Raw genomic sequence first — 14,943 nt, 5'->3', positions numbered from 1 at the left:
CGTGCATACACCGTCCACATCGGACACAGTGTGCGGTCGCCGGGGTCGTCGAACGGCCGGGCGCACGCCGGGCCGCGGTGGTCACCGCGCGCCCGGCCGCGCAGACGCCGGACACCGGCGCGCCCTCGCTCGTGATCTCCCTCCGTGACGGCGAGAAGGACAAGGACGTCGCGGCCTGCTTCACCCCCGCGTTCAGGGTGTCCGCGCCCAGTTCGCCCGACAGTCGCCGGGCGAAGATCCGGCCGGCGACTGATCCACCACGATGACTGGCGCAGGTGGCGCCGGTCGATCACGGTGCGGGAACGGGCGCTGGCACGACCTCGACGACGTGGTCGAGCTGGACGCCGTGACCGGCTAGCCCCGGGCGACCTCAGCGGTGTGCGCGGGGGTGTAGCGCTCGCCCCGCACCTGGTCGCTGAGCGGGTCCAGCGCGGCCAGCGCCTCAGCGTCCAGGGTGAGTTCCAGCGCCGCCGCGTTCTGCTCCAGCCGGGCCGGGCTGCGGGTGCCCGGAATGGCCGCCACCGCCACCCCGAGCCGCTCGGCCTTGGCGTACACCCAGGCCAGTGCCACCTGGGCCGGGGTGGCACCCAGCCGACCGGCCACCTCGCGCACGGTCTGCGCGATCTTCTCGTTGGCCTCGCCCGCCTCGCCGGTGAATCGGGGGTTGGTGCGCCGGAAGTCCTTCTCGCCCAGCGCGGAGCGGTCCAGGGCGCCGGTCAGGAACCCCCGCCCCAGCGGCGAGTACGGCACCAGCCCGGCACCCAGCTCGACCAGCACCGGGATGACCGCCTCGACGTCGCGGGTCCACAGCGAGTACTCGCTCTGCACCGCGGCGATCGGGTGCACCGCGTGCGCCCGGCGCAGCAGTTCGCCGTCGACCTCGGACAGGCCCAGCTGGCGGACCTTGCCCGCCTCGACCAGCTCGGCCATCGCCCCGACGGTCTCCTCGATCTCCACGTCCTGGGGCGGGCGGTGGGCGTAGTACAGGTCGATCACCTCGACGCCCAGCCGCAGCAGCGAGGCGTCGCAGGAGCGCAGCACGTAGTCCCGCGCACCGCGGATGTGGCGTGCCCGGTCGCCCGCGCTGCGGTCGATGCCGAACTTGGTGGCCAGCTGCACCTGGTCCCGGCGGCCGTGGATGGCCCGGCCCACCAGTACCTCGTTATGCCCGGTGCCGTAGGCGTCGGCGGTGTCCAGGAACGTGACGCCCAGCTCCAGGGCCCGGTCGATGGTGGCCAGGCCGCCGTCCCAGTCGGCGGCGCCGTAGCTCTCGCTCATTCCCATGCACCCCAGCCCCATCGCGCTGACGGTGAGACCGGGCGAGCCGAACGTGGTTCGGGTGATCATGCGCGGACACTCCTCCTGCCCGGCGGACCGGGCGGTGACCTCGAAGACTGCGGTGACCTCGAAGACTGACGAACGCCCCCGACGCTAGGGCCTGGAGCGCGCTCAAGGTCAAGCCGGAGAACCGGCACCGCCGACGTGCCAGGCACAGCGGGAGTGGGAGCGGATGCAACGGTCCACCGACAGCAGGTCGCCCTTCCTCGTCCGAGGCGAGTATGACCAGGCGTGCCACATGATCCACTACGCGACGACGGTTGTTCCCTGCGCTCTGCCGAAGAAGGTCACGACGCTGCTCGCCTCTGGCCGTGGACGCGGGGGCAAGCCGGGTACCGGAGCACCACGTCGGCAAGTGCTTCCGGATCGCGATGCGAGCTGTTCCGCTCCGCCCGGGTGCGGACGGCCGCCGCACCGGGCGGCACCGCACCCTCGGGCACTCCGAACCACCTCTCCAGCGCCTCCGCCAGTCCGGCCGCCGGCACCCGCGTCACCGCGTCGGCAGCCCAGGCCGTGAAGCCGTCCGGACGGACGAGGACCGCCGCCAGTTCCGGGCGGGACGGGCAGCCAGCCGTCAGGGTGTCGACGCGGCCGGCATACCCCGCGGCGAGGGCCCGGAGCTCCGGGTCGTCGGTGAGGTCGAGCAGGAGCGCCCGGCCGCCGTGAAGGTGGTCCGCGAGTCGGCCGCCGCCGGTGAGTTCGAGGTCCGGGGCGCTGCGGCCGGTCAGCGGGTGCTCGCCCGGCAGCTCGTACCGCACCCCGCCACCGTTGAGCCGCGCCGTGAGGTACGTGGTGCCCACGACCGTCCCCGCCAGGTCGCTGACGATCTCGCGCAGGGCCCGGGACCGCGGGTCCGGGCGCATGGCCGCGACCTGGGACCGAGTCCAGTCCAGGACCCACGCGCCGACCGGGTGCCGCTCAGAGGTGTACGTCTCCAGCAGCCCTTCCGGCGCCCACCCGCCGATCACCGCGGCGAGCTTCCAGCCGAGGTTCATCGCGTCCCCGATACCCAGGCTCAGCCCCTGGCTCCCGAACGCGGAGTGCACGTGTGCCGCGTCGCCCGCCAGCAGCACCCGGCCCTTGCGGTACTCGGTGACCTGGCGGGCGTGGTCGGTGAAGCGGGTCGCGGTCCGCACCCCGGTGATCGTGACGTCCACGCCGGACACGCGGCGCAGCCGCGCCTGCAGGTCCTCGGGGGCGACCGGTGCGTCCCGGCCGGCCGGCGGGCCGTCGAACTCCACGGTGACGACGCGGCCCGGCATCGGCCCGTAGGCGTACACCCCGGTGTCCGTGGCGGTCCAGCCGACCTTCAGGTCCTCGGCGCCGGTCATCTCCACGACCGCCTGGTGACAGGTGATCTCCGGGTCCGTACCAGGAAATTCGAACCCCGCGAGCTTGCGGACCGCGCTGCGGCCGCCGTCGCAGCCCACGAGCCAACCGGCACGCAGGGTCCCATGGCTGGTCCGCGCGGTGACGGCCCCGGCGTTCGCGTCGAAGCCGGTCAGCTCCACCCCCCGGCGCACGTCGACGCCGAGCTCGTCCGCTCGCCGAGCAGCCGCTCGATGTCCTGCTGCGCCACGAAAGCGACCTCGGCGGCGGGTCCGGCGTCGCCGAGGCCCGGCTCCGTGCGGTCGACCAAGTCGGCGCGCAGCACGATCCCGGCGAAGTGCCCGACGAACCCGAGCCCTCGGCCGGCCCCGCCTCCCTCCCCGCCGTTCCGCTCGCCCAAGAACGGCCACCCGCGCGCCTCCGAGCCGGAGCTCGCAGGCCAGCATCAGTCCGACCGGGCCGCCCCCAGCCACCACAACGTCATAGTCCATGGCGCCCACTATCACCGAGGGCTCGGAAGGCCAAAAAATCGTTGCGGTGTCAAGGAATCAGCCCCGCGAGGGCTCCCGGCCGGTCTTCGGCCTCCTGCGGCGCCGCCCCAAGTCCGTCAGCGCGGGCGCTGGCCGTCGGCTACGGCTCGCTACTGCCTCGTCGTATTGACGTGGCGTTCGGGTCTAGCGGGAGCCGGGCGGGGTTCGCGTGGCGATGAGGGTGAGGTCGTCGCGGGTGTCGCCGAGGTCGCGGGCCAGCTTCGCGCAAAGTTCGGACAGGGGCAGGCCGTGGTGGGCGCAGGCGTGCTGGCGCAGGCGGGTCAGGCCGGTGTCGATGTCCTGGGTGCGGGATTCGATCAGGCCGTCGCTGTAGAGGATGAGCGTGGCACCGGGAGGCAGCGTTCTATGCTCGGTGGGACGCGGCTGGGTGGGGCGGACCCCGAGGAGCATCGCGTGCGGGCCGGTGAGGTAGGTGGCGGTTCCCTCGGCGGTGATCAGCAGGGGTGGCGGGTGGCCCGCGACGGACCAGGACAGCTCCCACGAGCCGTCCGGGCCGGGGTGCAGGCGGGCGAGGACGGCCGTGGCGGAGTCGGCGAGGGTGAGCCGGGCCTGCGCGGTGTCCAGCCGCCGCAGGATCTGCCCCGGGCTCTCCTCCGCACGGTCCACGGCCAGCGCGCGCAGCATGTTCCGTAGCTCGCTCATGCGGGACGCGGCCTGGATGTCGTGCCCGGTGACGTCGCCGATCACGACGGCGATGTCGCCGTTGTCGAGGGGGAAGGCGTCGTACCAGTCGCCGCCGACTTCCGCGGCGCTCTGGGCGGGCTGGTAGTGCGCGGCCAGCGCCAGCCCGGGCACGGTGGGCAGCTCGGTGAGCAGGGCGCGTTGCAGGGTGGCGGCGATATCGGCCTGGTCGGCGTGCAGGCGCGTGTTGTCCAGGCCCAGCGCGGCGCGGCGGGCCACTTCCTCGGCCACCGCGCGCAGTGCTTCGTTGAACGGCGGGCTGGCCGCCGCACGGGCCAGCGTCAACGCGCCGAACGTGGTCGCGCGCAGCCGCAACGGGATGACAAGGGTCTCCACCGCTTCCACCACGCTCAGCAGATCCGCCCCCGCCGCCGGAGGGACGGCGACGGTCTGGACCCCGGCGCCCCGCAGCACGCGGGCCAGCGCGGCGGCGTGCGCGGGGTGGTCCGGCAGGGAACCGCCTCGCGCGGCGGGATCCGGGGGCAGCACGTCCGGGACGTGGTGGGCCCAGGCGACCCGGCGAAGCGCGCGGCCGTTGACGTCGTGGATGACGGCGGTGTCGGCCAGCCGGGGCACCAGCAGCCGCACCAGGCGCCGCAGGGCCTCATCGGCGTCGAGGGTGGTGACCATCGCCAGCGTCACCTCGCTGAGCCAGGTGATCTGCGCGAGGTCGTACTCGGCCTGCTCCCGCATCGTCTCGCTGTGCGCGTAGCGGTCCGCGCGCCGGTCGTCGCGCTCGCGGCGGGCCGAGGCGTCGTGGAAAACGACCACGACACCCTGCCCGTGGCCCGCTTCCGGCGGCAGCGGGGCCGCGGTCCACCACACCTGCAACGCACTGCCATCCGCGCGCACCAGGATCGCGCGGTCACCACTGGCCCGCTTGCCCAGCGCCACGTCCTCGAGAACGGACCGCTGCGGCGGCAGGCCCCTGCCGTCGCCGGCACGGGGATCGAGGACCCGATGCGCGTCCACCCCGATCAGCGCGCCCGGCGCGTAGCCAAGGACCCGCTCGGCCCACGGGTTGCACGCGATCACCACGCCTTCGCCGTCCACCGCGTACACCCCGGCGCCCGCGGCCGCGAACAACGCGGACACCAGAGCCGGACCGGTGACAGCGGATCCGGGCACATCCGCTCCCGATGCACTGTCCACTCGCGACATTCCGCGCACCTCGTCTCCGATGTCCAAAGGTCAGCCAATCCCCCGCCCGCGCGCCGCTTCGACGTCGGGAAACGCCTCGAACGCACCGTCCAGGCCGGTCAGCTCAAGCAGGCGCCGAACCTGAGCGCCCGCACCCGCCAGCCGCAGGCTCCCCCGCCGCCGCTCCACCCGGCGCATCCCGTAGACCACGACCCCCAGCCCGGCCGAATCCAGGAAACTCACCAGCGTCATGTCCAGCACGATCCACACCCGGTCCTCGGCGACCAGTGCGTCGATGGCCTCCCGCAGCACGGGGGCGAGGGCGAGGTCCACCTCACCGGAGGGCGCCAGGACAGCCCATCGGCCGGAGTGGTCCGGCAACGGCACAGCGGATGTCGGAACCAACATGGTGGCTCCCCCTCACTCTGGAAGAGCTCGATCGTCCCACCGATTCACCTGCCACGCACCACTGCACCCTTCTCACGGCACCACGTCTCCGCCACCAGTCCCGGTCCCCGAAAATCGAGTCCGGTCAACGTGATCGAGCGTGTTCGAGTGTGAACGCGGACCGCACGGGGTACTCCGGTCAGGCTCCCACGCTCTCGACTCCGGCGGGGAAAGCCCGCTGAGGGGAGAGAGATGGCTACCTGCGAAACCCGGTTCGACTTCGACCTCGCCGCGGGCCACGCGAACAGCATGCCGCCGTTGGCTCAAATACGGTCCTGGCTCCGGGCCCGGCTCGACGGCGTCGCTCGCGAGTGCGCAGCCGATGCCGAACTGCTGATCACCGAAATGGTCACCAACGCCCACCAGCACGCGGCGGGCGTCACCGCGGTCCGGCTGTGCCTACCGGCCGACCGGACGCGCCTGCGGATCGAAGTCGACGATTCCCGTCCTCGGCTTCGGCCGCATCGGCGACCGGAACGAGTCCCCGAGGCAGTGCACGGCCGGGGAATGGTGCTGATCGCGGCGATCAGCACCAGCTGGGGTGTCCACACCCGGCGGCGGCACAAAACCGTATGGGCCGAGATGCCCTGCCACCACCGCACCACTGTTCTCCGGTGAAGTCCTCGCCGGCGCTTCCGGTGCCCGCCAGAGCAGCGCCGACCGAGCCGGACACCGGGAACACGCGATCCAGGGCGGTTCCTCGGGTTTGGCCGGACGGTGGAAGTCGAGCGCCCGCTTGTCCGTTTCGGCGAAGCGGGGCACGACCACGGTGCTCATGAGACGCCGAAGTGGAAGGTGCCTACCGAGCTAAGCTGGCCCTTGCCTCACCCACCAGGGTGTTGGTGGTGCCTCGCAGCGAGCGAACCTTGGCGACCCAAGAAGTTGTCACTGACGTTTTGGGCTTGCGCTGCATCTCCTGGTTCAGCATAGTTCGGCGCTGGCGGCCATGCAGTAGCGGTCTTGGCTGTAGGTGGCTTTGATCGGCTTGCCGTTGCGCACTATGTTGCCTTGGCCGATTTTCGCTGTCACTTCGAACACGTGGACATCGCGGTCCCAGTTGGCGGTCGGGTCGCGGAGTTGCATGACTACCAGCCTCGTACGGGGTGTGGAACCAGCGCAGTTGTCCACGTGGTACCCGACCGGGGTCGTCGCGATCACCGTCTTGCCGCTCCGGGTTTTCTGTTCGAAGGTCGCCGCGATCGACGCTCCGACCCCTGTCAGTCCCCCTTGAGGGCAGGTGTACTCGACGTCAGCGAGGATGTTGCTTTCGAAGAGGCCGGGTGTGTAGCGCGCGCCGCCTTTGATGCGGACAGACCACCCCTTCTCGTTCGCCATGCTGGACTGGGTGGAGTGCGCGGTAGCCATGTCCTGAACGGGTTCAGCTTGGGCGTCAGTCGCGGAGGCCAGTGTTGTCGTTGTCATCGTCAACGCCGTAGCGGCAACAGCTGCGATCATCAGATGGTGTTGGGGTTTCATTGAGGGACCCGAAAGATTCCAGACAGCGACCCAAAGTAAAATTTGGGTGACTGAGCGGAGTTGTGGTGACGCAGAACAAGTCGCGTGGTTTCACCCCGGAGTTCCGGGAGGCTGCTGCTCGCGAAGTGGTGGAGAAGTCGCGGCCGGTGGTCGACGTTGCGCATGATTGCGGGGTTACCCCGCAGAGTGTTCGGAACTGGGTGAAGGCGTACCGCGCGGTTCGGGTGGAACCAGCAGACCTGACATCCGACGAGCGGAAGCGACTCCAAGAGCTGGAGAAGGAGAATCGCAAGCTCCGAGAGCAGATGGAGTTTCCGGGAAAAGCGACTGCTTTCTTCGCGGCGAAATATCAATAATCGCACGATATGAACTCATCGCCGATGAGGAAGGCAACTACGGTGTCGTCGATAGGTGTGAATGGTTGAACGTGTCTCGATCCGGCTACTATGACCAGAAGAACCGTGAGCCATCGACAACGGCGCGGCGTCGGGAAATCCTGGAGGCGGAGGTGCGCTTCGCCTTCGAGCACTCCAATGGAACCTATGGGTATCGGCGTGTGCACGCGTGGATGGTGCGACGTGGCACAAGAGTGGACCCGGAGACTGTTCGCGGGATCATGCGTGACCTGGGCCTTGTCCCGCGCCAGCCGCGGCCGTGGCGGCCAGTGACAACGATCACCGGAGACGCCGCGGACCTTCCGGACCTGCTCAACCGCGACTTCACCGCGACTGAGCCAGCGACCAGGTTGGTCGGTGATATCACCTATTCACACCCGGGAGGGATGGTCGTATTTGGCGACCGTACTCGACTGCCTCTCAAAGAAATTTGTCGGCTACGCCCTCGCTGAGCATATGCGCACGGAATTGGTGACCGTCGCGCTGCGCATGGCTGCCCGAAATCATCCATTCCGTCGTGGTGTGACCATTTTTTTACAGTGACCGTGGGACACGGTACCTCTCCGTGGAATTCGCCACCGTCGCCGAAGAACTGGGCGCACGGCGATCTGTCGGCCGCACCGGAGTGTGCTACGACAATACCTGGGCGGAATCGTTCAATGGCACCCCTGAAGAACGAGCGAGTCAATCGCACCGAGTACCCAATGCGCGAACACGCACGTAAAGACATCATCAGCTACATCGAACTGCTATACAACCAGATCTGGCTCCATTCTAGTATTGACTACCGCACTCCCAACGAAGTAGAATACGAGTGGATTGAACGAAACAGGGCGACATAAGAAGCCGAATGACACGTTGTCCGAAATCTTCCGGCACCTCAATCCAGACAATTAATGAAATTGCTGACACACTTGCGAAACTTGCAAAAATTGCGACTTTAGAGAATTGCACTGTCGCTTGTTCTGCCAAGAATCCTGAGTTACCGTGATTCCGCCGAGGTCAAGGTAGTCAATGGTCGCCACTCAGGAAGATTGCCGTGATTCTCAGCGAAACTCCCTACTCGTCTTGTCCCCAGAATGCATGCCGCCGATCTAGAAGAAGCAACATGACTCAGCCGAAAAGAGGTACACGTCGCCCCCATGGGCGTATCGCTTGCGACCGACATTGAGTACCGAGAAGGGCGCCCCAAGCCGTATCGTGCTCGTGTGCGGTGGAGCGACCCGGGTTCTGCCGACTACCCGTCAATCTCGCGGTCTCACGTGACGGACGACGAAGCTAAGGCGTGGATCGAGAGCATGGAACGCGCCGCGAAAAGCGGCGTCGACCCCACAGCGGCGAAAATGCCGCTCGCCGAGTACGGCGACCTCAATCTATCCGGCGCGATCCGTGGCCTGGCAGCGAAAACGACGGACCCCTACCTCGCGGGCTGGCGAAAGCGCGTGAAGCCAACACTCGGCCACCTGCCCGTCCGGATGATCACCTACGGCGTCGTCGACCGCGCCGCGACCGGCTGGATCGCCTACGGGTACAGCAAGTCGACGATCAAGAACAGCCTCGCGATGCTTGTGCGCGTCATGGAGCAGGCACACCGCGACGAACTGATCAGCCGCAACCCTGCCCGCATCACCGGATGGCAGCGTGAATTCGAGCTGGCCGAGGACGAACTGGACGACCCGCGGTCGTTGGCGCTTCCGGGCTGGCCCACGCTCGTGCAGCTCGCGGACGCGCTGGTTGCGCGGTCGGCGAACGAATTCCCTGACTGGGGCAACATCGTCAAGTTCATGGCGTCTACAACTGCCCGGATCGGTGAAGTCTCCGGCGTCTGAGTCTGCGACATCGACCGCGAGAAGTGGTTGTCGACGGTTCGGCGACAGACGACCACCGCGCCCGGCGGCCTGGTCGACAAGGGCACGAAGGGCCGCCGGGTCCGCGACGTTCCCTTGATCGAGGAGATCCGCCCTCTGGTGGCGAGCCGCCTGGACGCGGTCGGACCGGATCCGATGGCCCGTCTGTTCATAGGCCCGCGTGGCGGTCGGATCACCACCGCCATTCTGCGGGACGCGACCCATTGGGACGAGGTGGTCACGAAACTTGGGTTCAAGCACCTCCGGCGCCACGACCTCCGCCACACCGGGCTCACGTGGATGGCCGACGCCGGCGTGCCCGTGCACGTACTGCGCAAGATCGCCGGACACGGCTCGCTCTCGACCACACAGCGATATCTCCACCCCGACCGGCAGTCGATCACGGACGCTGGCGAGCTTCTGACCAAGCACCTATCTGCACCGAAGCGGCCGAGACTACGGGCCGTCTAACGGCCAGCCTCGGGCACACACCGTTTCCCACAGATGTGACACCACTACGCTCCGCTGCCACTTGGCAGCACATATAGTGGTGATGCTGTCAAGACACCCGAACATGTAGTAGCGCTTGGTCGGAACTGCGATACACTTCACGGAACGCAAGCAGGAAAAGACCCCGACCGGGGTCAGCGCCCAGGCCGGGGTCCGATGCATTGGGGAATGCCTTGTGACCGTACTAGCTGGTAGGAGGCAGCGGCAATGGCCGCCTTCTGCCAAGGTGCTCGCGCTCGCATTAGCAGGTGACACATGGCGAAGACGCCGAAAAAGTCGGGTAAGGCCTGGAGTGACAAGGACGTATCGAACCTCAAGCGGTTGGCGGGCCAGAACACGCCGACAGGCTTGATGGCTTACGAGCTGGAACGCTCCCAGGCCGCGGTGCGAGCCAAAGCGTCCGACGAGAAGGTTTCCCTGAAGCCGACTAACCAGTCGCCCGACAAGCGCCGGAAGAGCAAGTAACCGAACACGGGGGGACCTGCGGCATGGGAAGGAGGGTGTTGATCGAACGCTCTTATGCCGCAGGCGCGCAGTACCAACAGCCTGTCCCCGGAGTGTCCCCACGGATGGCTAACCTAGATCCACTTCTAGGATTGGCTGTACACAACAGAAACCCCGCTGACCTGGACCAACGTCCATCTCAGCGGGGTTTCTTGCCCGGTCGGGCTGACAGGATTTGAACCTGCGACCCCTTGACCCCCAGTCAAGTGCGCTACCAAACTGCGCCACAGCCCGGGCCTTCGAACCTCGTGTGAAGTTCGATGCGGAGAGCTTAGCTGGTCATCCGGCGCCCGTCGCAGGCAGGTCGCCTGTTGCCGCCGACCTGCGGAAACGGTGCGGGCAGGCGGTCTCGCGGCCGAGGCGCGGAGGAGCGGGTGGACACCGTCAGCGGGTAAGCGGCGCTCCGTCGGCCCCAGTCGTGCGACTCCCAGCTCGATAGGATGCGCCCGCTCGCACAAGGGAATCCGGTAGCGTCCCGGCCCGTGGCTCCTATCGACAAGATCGCCTGGCTCCGGGTGGAGGACGGGCGGGTCCTCGGTGCCCGCTCGCACGGCAAGGACGTGTTCTACCTGCCAGGCGGCAAGCGGGAGCCGGGTGAGGCCGATGTCGAGACCCTGGTCAGGGAGGTCGGCGAAGAGCTGGCTGTCGCCATCGAGGCCGCGAGTGCCGTGCGGTTCGGGGTGTTCGAGGCGCAGGCGCACGGCAAGGCGGCCGGGGTGCTCGTCCGGATGACCTGCTACACCGCCGAGTTCTCCGGCGCGCTCGTCGCGAGCGGCGAGATCGCGGAGCTGGCCTGGCTCACCTACGACGATCGCGACCGCGTGTCCCCCATCAACCGGCTCGTCTTCGACCACCTGCGCGAACGGGGGCTGCTGGCTATTCGGGCCACGCCGAGCCGCGGATGATGCCGACGAAGTCCTCGCGCGCGAAATCCGGCTGGAAGTGCGCGAGCACGTCGTCGTTCATCGTGCCGAACGTGGTGCCCGGCCGGTCCTTCATGCCGTCGAAGAAGGCGCGCAGGATGCCCTCCTTGAACGCGGGCCGCGGATGCGCCTCGGTGACGGCCGCCAGGTCGTCGTCAGCGATCTCCGCCAGGTCGTGGCCGAGCACGTCGGTCTCCACCCCGGCCATGACGAGCGCCACCTCCGGTTCCAGGTGCTCCGGCACGCCTGGCGTGGTGTGCAGCGCGATGCCGAGCCAGACCCGGCGCGCCTCGGCCTCGGTCCTGCCGTGCGCCAGCAGGAAGTCGCGGGCGAGGTCGGCGCCGTCGACCTCGAAGCGCTGGTCGGTGCGGCGGTACCGCTCGGTGAGGCCGAGGTCGTGGAACAGCGCGCCGACGTAGAGCAGTTCGGGGTCCGGCTCCAGCCCGCGGCGGCGCCCCTTGAGCGAGCCGAACAGGAACACCCGCCTCGAATGGTCGAAGAGCAGTGGCGGGGCGGCGTCGCGCACCAGTTCCGTTGCTTCCTTCACCAGTGCGGTGCCGGGGATTTCGATCCCGGCGATCGTTTCGGTCATGGCGGGCTCCTTCGCGTGTACTACCGTCCGTGAACAAGGGTGGCCGCCGCCGGGGTGCCCGCGCTCCGCTCACCCGGACGGAGACCGCACGGATTCGGACACCGGAGGGCGCCCGTGCAGCACCAGGTGGGTTTGGTGGTCTTCGACGGCGTGAAGCTGCTCGACGTGGCGGGGCCGAGCGAGGTGTTCGCCGAGGCGAACCGGATGGGCGCCTCCTACGACCTCGCGCTGTGCTCGGTGGGGGCGCGGGAAGTGCGCTCGTCCACCGGGATGCGGATCCCCGTCGACGCCGACGCGGCGGACCCGGGACTGCGCTTCGACACCGTGCTCGTGGCGGGTGGCGACGTGCTCCCCGAGCATCCGGTCGACACCGGGCTGCGCGACGCCGTCGCCGGGCTGGCCGCCGCGTCGGGTCGCGTGTGCTCGATCTGCACCGGCGCGTTCGTGCTCGCCGACGCGCGGGTGCTCGACGGGCGGCGCGCGACCACGCACTGGCGCCACACCAAGCGGTTCCGTGACCGGTACCCGGCCGTCACGGTGCAGCCGGACGCGATCTTCGTCCAGGACGGCGCGGTCTTCACCTCGGCAGGGGTCAGCGCGGGCATCGACCTCGCGCTCGCGCTGCTCGAAGACGACCACGGCGACGAGCTCGCCCGCCAGGTGGCCCAGTCGCTCGTGGTGTTCCTGCAACGGCCAGGCGGGCAATCCCAGTTCTCGCCGCCGCTTCCCCGCCTGCGGCCGAGAAAACCCGTGCTGCGCGCGGTTTTCGACGCGGTGACCGCCGATCCGGCTGCCGAGCATTCGATCCCGAAGCTCGCCGCGCAGGCATCGGTGAGCACACGGCACCTCACCCGGCTGTTCGCCGACGAACTCGGCACGACGCCGGCGAAGTACGTGGAATCCGTGCGGTTCGCGCACGCGCAGGCCGCGCTCGAACGCGGGCATTCGGTCACCGAGGCGGCGCGGGGCGCGGGCTACGGCAGCCCGGAATCTCTGCGCAGAGCGTTCGTGTCGCGGCTCGGCGTCCCGCCCCGCGCCTACCAGCAGCGGTTCCGATCGGCCCGTCGTCACGATGCGTGATGGCAGAAAAGGTGGGTTCTTCGACGTTGCCGTCATGCTGACGCCCGGCCAGCATGGAGCACATGCGGACCTCGGCGGTGCTCTTCCTCCTCTTCGACAAGGTGCAGAGCCTTGACGTGACGGGCCCGCTGGAGGTGTTCACCAGCGCCAACGGCTGGCTTCGCGCGCACGGCGAAGAGACCGCGTACGCGATCACCACCGCGAGCGTCGGCGGCGCGGCCGTACGCACTTCGAGCGGGCTGCGGATCACCCCGGACGCCGATCTCGCCGAGACCGCCGTCCCCGACCTCGTGGTGGTGCCGGGCGGTGAGGGCACCTGGTCGCCTCCTCCGGAGCTGACCGGCTGGCTGCGCCGCAACGGCGCGGGCGTGCCACGCGTGGTTTCGGTGTGCACGGGCGCTTTCCTGCTGGCGGAAGCGGGTCTGCTCGACGGCCGCCGCGCGACGACGCACTGGGCCTACTGCGACGCGCTGGCGGAGCGGTATCCCGACGTGCTGGTGTCGAACGAGCCGATCTACGTCGAGGACGGCCCGCTGGCGACCTCGGCCGGGGTCACCGCGGGCATCGACCTGGCGCTGGCGATCGTCGAAGCGGATCTCGGCAGGGAAATCGCGCTGACGATCGCGCGCTACCTCGTGATGTTCCTGCGGCGGCCGGGAAACCAGGCGCAGTTCAGCACCCAGCTCTCCGCGCAGGTGGCCGAGCGCGAACCGGTGCGGGAGGTCCAGCGGTGGATCGCCGAGCACCCGGACGCCGATCTTTCGGTGGAGGCGCTCGCCAGGAAGGCGAGCCTGTCGCCGCGGCAGTTCGCGCGCGTGTTCGCCGCCGAGGTCGGGGTGAACCCCGGCCAGTACGTCGACCGGGTGCGCGTCGAGGCGGCACGGCGGCTGCTCGAAGACACCGGCCGCGGCGTCGAAGAAGTGGCCCGCGACTGCGGGTACGGCACGCCCGAAGCGATGCGGCGGGCGTTCCTGCGGGTGCTCGAAGTGAGCCCCGCCGAATACCGGCGGCGGTTCCGTCCCGGACCGCGACCGGCACGTCACTGAGGAGAATCCTGATGCGCGTTGCCATCCTGCTCTACGACCGGTTCACCGCGCTGGACGCGGTCGGCCCCTACGAGATCCTCTGCCGGCTGCCCGGTGCGGAGGTGGTGTTCACCGCGGAACGCACCGGACCGGTCCGCAACGACGCGGGCAGCCTCACGATCGTCGCCGACGCCTCGATCGACGAGATCGCGGCGCCGGACATCGTGCTGGTGCCCGGCGGCCCCGACACCAGCGGACCGAGTGCCGACGGTCCGGTACGGGACTGGCTGCGCGCGGTGGACGCGACGAGCACCTGGACGACGTCGGTCTGCACCGGGTCCCTCATCCTCGGTGCCGCGGGGCTGCTTTCCGGGCGGCGGGCGACTTCGCACTGGCTCGCGCTGGACCTGCTGCCTTCGTTCGGTGCGGTCCCGGTGAGCGAGCGCGTGGTCACCGATGGCAAGTACGTCACCGGGGCCGGGGTGTCGGCAGGCATCGACATGGCGCTGACGCTGGCCGGGAAGATCGCGGGTGACGAGGTGGCACAACGGATCCAGCTCGGCGCCGAGTACGCGCCGGAACCGCCGTACGACGCGGGCAGGCCCGACACCGCGCCCGCGGAGATCGTCGACGGGATACGCGCGATGAGCGGGCGGATCCTTCAGGGCTGAGAGGACCGTGATCGCCGCGATCCCGGCGCCCCGCACCGTCATCAGCCCTCCACTTTGGACGGTGAAGAGCCTGCCGGGCCGCAGCTCCCCTACGACCGCCGCCGGATCGCCGACGTGCTGCGGACCCGGTCGGTGTACGCCCTGTCGGCGGAGGAGTCCGGGAGGCCGAGCGCGTGGATGCCGCCTTCCGCAGTTCGGTGCGCGGCGGCGCGGGCCTTCCCCAGCGGCGCCGGGTCGTGGTCGATCCCGATGACGTGACCGTCCGCACCCGCCGCCCCGGCGAAGGCGGCCAGGTCCGCACCGGGGCCGCGGCCGAGGTCCAGCACCACGTCGCCGGGGCGGCTGTCCAGCAGGGTGGCCGCGAGCGCACCAGAAAACCGCGATCCCCAGGTCAACTGCGAACACGCTCGGCACACGTTCTATTCTCGACCCCG

The 14,943-nt window shown here is 69.2% G+C and carries 18 protein-coding genes and 1 tRNA gene; 10 read left to right on the top strand and 9 right to left on the bottom strand.

Features of this window, described 5'->3' with window-relative positions:
- Positions 1-354 precede the first annotated feature (354 nt).
- The 5 genes from ABD256_RS05600 to ABD256_RS05580 form a co-directional block, all read right to left on the bottom strand.
- Positions 355-1,347, bottom strand: a complete 993-nt coding sequence (locus tag ABD256_RS05600) for an aldo/keto reductase (RefSeq protein WP_344414135.1) — start codon at positions 1,345-1,347, stop codon at positions 355-357.
- Positions 1,348-1,625: 278 nt separating this feature from the next.
- Positions 1,626-2,861 carry an FAD-dependent monooxygenase gene (locus ABD256_RS05595; protein ID WP_344414133.1) on the bottom strand — a complete coding sequence of 412 codons (1,236 nt, stop codon included), beginning with the start codon at positions 2,859-2,861 and terminating at the stop codon, positions 1,626-1,628.
- Complete coding sequence (locus ABD256_RS05590; RefSeq protein WP_344414131.1) at positions 2,840-3,067, bottom strand: hypothetical protein; 228 nt, start codon at positions 3,065-3,067, stop codon at positions 2,840-2,842. Before ABD256_RS05590 ends, ABD256_RS05595 begins: the two co-directional genes overlap by 22 nt.
- A 274-nt stretch (positions 3,068-3,341) precedes the next feature.
- Positions 3,342-5,027, bottom strand: coding sequence for a SpoIIE family protein phosphatase (locus tag ABD256_RS05585; protein ID WP_344414129.1), 1,686 nt, complete (start codon positions 5,025-5,027; stop codon positions 3,342-3,344).
- Positions 5,028-5,090: 63 nt separating this feature from the next.
- Positions 5,091-5,447 carry an STAS domain-containing protein gene (locus ABD256_RS05580; protein ID WP_344414127.1) on the bottom strand — a complete coding sequence of 119 codons (357 nt, stop codon included), beginning with the start codon at positions 5,445-5,447 and terminating at the stop codon, positions 5,091-5,093.
- Between the two features lie 231 nt (positions 5,448-5,678).
- Here ABD256_RS05580 and ABD256_RS05575 point away from each other — a divergent pair, with 231 nt between their 5' ends.
- Entirely contained in the window at positions 5,679-6,104 is a 426-nt protein-coding gene (locus ABD256_RS05575) for an ATP-binding protein (RefSeq protein ID WP_344414125.1), read from the top strand.
- A 303-nt stretch (positions 6,105-6,407) separates the two neighbouring features.
- Here the strand turns inward: ABD256_RS05575 and ABD256_RS05570 are convergent, their stop codons facing one another.
- Positions 6,408-6,941 carry a hypothetical protein gene (locus ABD256_RS05570; RefSeq protein WP_344414123.1) on the bottom strand — a complete coding sequence of 178 codons (534 nt, stop codon included), beginning with the start codon at positions 6,939-6,941 and terminating at the stop codon, positions 6,408-6,410.
- An 86-nt stretch (positions 6,942-7,027) separates the two neighbouring features.
- Between ABD256_RS05570 and ABD256_RS05565 the strand changes: the two genes are divergently transcribed.
- The 5 genes from ABD256_RS05565 (at position 7,028) to ABD256_RS05550 (ending at position 10,179) form a co-directional block, all read left to right on the top strand.
- A complete protein-coding gene (locus ABD256_RS05565; protein ID WP_344414121.1) occupies positions 7,028-7,318 on the top strand; it encodes a transposase in 291 nt (96 codons plus the stop codon).
- Between the two features lie 71 nt (positions 7,319-7,389).
- Positions 7,390-7,809: an IS3 family transposase gene (locus tag ABD256_RS44340; RefSeq protein ID WP_425546388.1), complete on the top strand. Its 420-nt coding sequence runs from the start codon at positions 7,390-7,392 to the stop codon at positions 7,807-7,809.
- An 810-nt stretch (positions 7,810-8,619) separates the two neighbouring features.
- The gene (locus ABD256_RS05560) at positions 8,620-9,186 is read left to right on the top strand and encodes a hypothetical protein (protein ID WP_344414119.1); all 567 of its coding nucleotides are present in this window, start codon (positions 8,620-8,622) and stop codon (positions 9,184-9,186) included.
- A 27-nt stretch (positions 9,187-9,213) separates the two neighbouring features.
- Positions 9,214-9,675 carry a tyrosine-type recombinase/integrase gene (locus ABD256_RS05555; RefSeq protein WP_344414117.1) on the top strand — a complete coding sequence of 154 codons (462 nt, stop codon included), beginning with the start codon at positions 9,214-9,216 and terminating at the stop codon, positions 9,673-9,675.
- 294 nt (positions 9,676-9,969) lie between these two features.
- On the top strand, positions 9,970-10,179 hold the full coding sequence (locus tag ABD256_RS05550) for a hypothetical protein (RefSeq protein WP_344414115.1): 210 nt from the start codon (positions 9,970-9,972) through the stop codon (positions 10,177-10,179).
- A gap of 199 nt (positions 10,180-10,378) precedes the next feature.
- Here the strand turns inward: ABD256_RS05550 and ABD256_RS05545 are convergent.
- A tRNA-Pro gene (locus tag ABD256_RS05545) sits at positions 10,379-10,452 on the bottom strand.
- A 248-nt stretch (positions 10,453-10,700) separates the two neighbouring features.
- Between ABD256_RS05545 and ABD256_RS05540 the strand changes: the two genes are divergently transcribed.
- The gene (locus ABD256_RS05540) at positions 10,701-11,123 is read left to right on the top strand and encodes an NUDIX hydrolase (RefSeq protein ID WP_344414113.1); all 423 of its coding nucleotides are present in this window, start codon (positions 10,701-10,703) and stop codon (positions 11,121-11,123) included.
- Here ABD256_RS05540 and ABD256_RS05535 read toward each other — a convergent pair.
- Entirely contained in the window at positions 11,095-11,733 is a 639-nt protein-coding gene (locus ABD256_RS05535) for an HD domain-containing protein (RefSeq protein WP_344414111.1), read from the bottom strand. The two genes, ABD256_RS05540 and ABD256_RS05535, sit on opposite strands and share 29 nt — an antisense overlap.
- A 114-nt stretch (positions 11,734-11,847) precedes the next feature.
- On the opposite strand from ABD256_RS05535, the gene ABD256_RS05530 reads away from it, so the two are divergent.
- The 3 genes from ABD256_RS05530 to ABD256_RS05520 all read left to right on the top strand — a co-directional run bounded on the left by ABD256_RS05530 (position 11,848) and on the right by ABD256_RS05520 (position 14,509).
- Positions 11,848-12,813 carry a GlxA family transcriptional regulator gene (locus ABD256_RS05530; protein WP_344414109.1) on the top strand — a complete coding sequence of 322 codons (966 nt, stop codon included), beginning with the start codon at positions 11,848-11,850 and terminating at the stop codon, positions 12,811-12,813.
- Between the two features lie 62 nt (positions 12,814-12,875).
- Positions 12,876-13,859, top strand: coding sequence for a GlxA family transcriptional regulator (locus ABD256_RS05525; protein ID WP_344414107.1), 984 nt, complete (start codon positions 12,876-12,878; stop codon positions 13,857-13,859).
- An 11-nt stretch (positions 13,860-13,870) separates the two neighbouring features.
- A complete protein-coding gene (locus ABD256_RS05520) occupies positions 13,871-14,509 on the top strand; it encodes a DJ-1/PfpI family protein (protein WP_344414105.1) in 639 nt (212 codons plus the stop codon).
- 89 nt (positions 14,510-14,598) lie between these two features.
- Here the strand turns inward: ABD256_RS05520 and ABD256_RS05515 are convergent, their stop codons facing one another.
- Positions 14,599-14,904, bottom strand: a complete 306-nt coding sequence (locus ABD256_RS05515; protein ID WP_344414103.1) for a methyltransferase domain-containing protein — start codon at positions 14,902-14,904, stop codon at positions 14,599-14,601.
- Positions 14,905-14,943: the final 39 nt, after the last annotated feature.

The sequence above is a fragment of the Amycolatopsis minnesotensis genome (assembly GCF_039529815.1).
In the GTDB taxonomy this organism is placed as follows: domain Bacteria; phylum Actinomycetota; class Actinomycetes; order Mycobacteriales; family Pseudonocardiaceae; genus Amycolatopsis; species Amycolatopsis minnesotensis.
The sequence above is the reverse complement of the archived record's forward strand: the minus strand, read 5'-3'. Positions and strand labels throughout refer to the sequence as shown.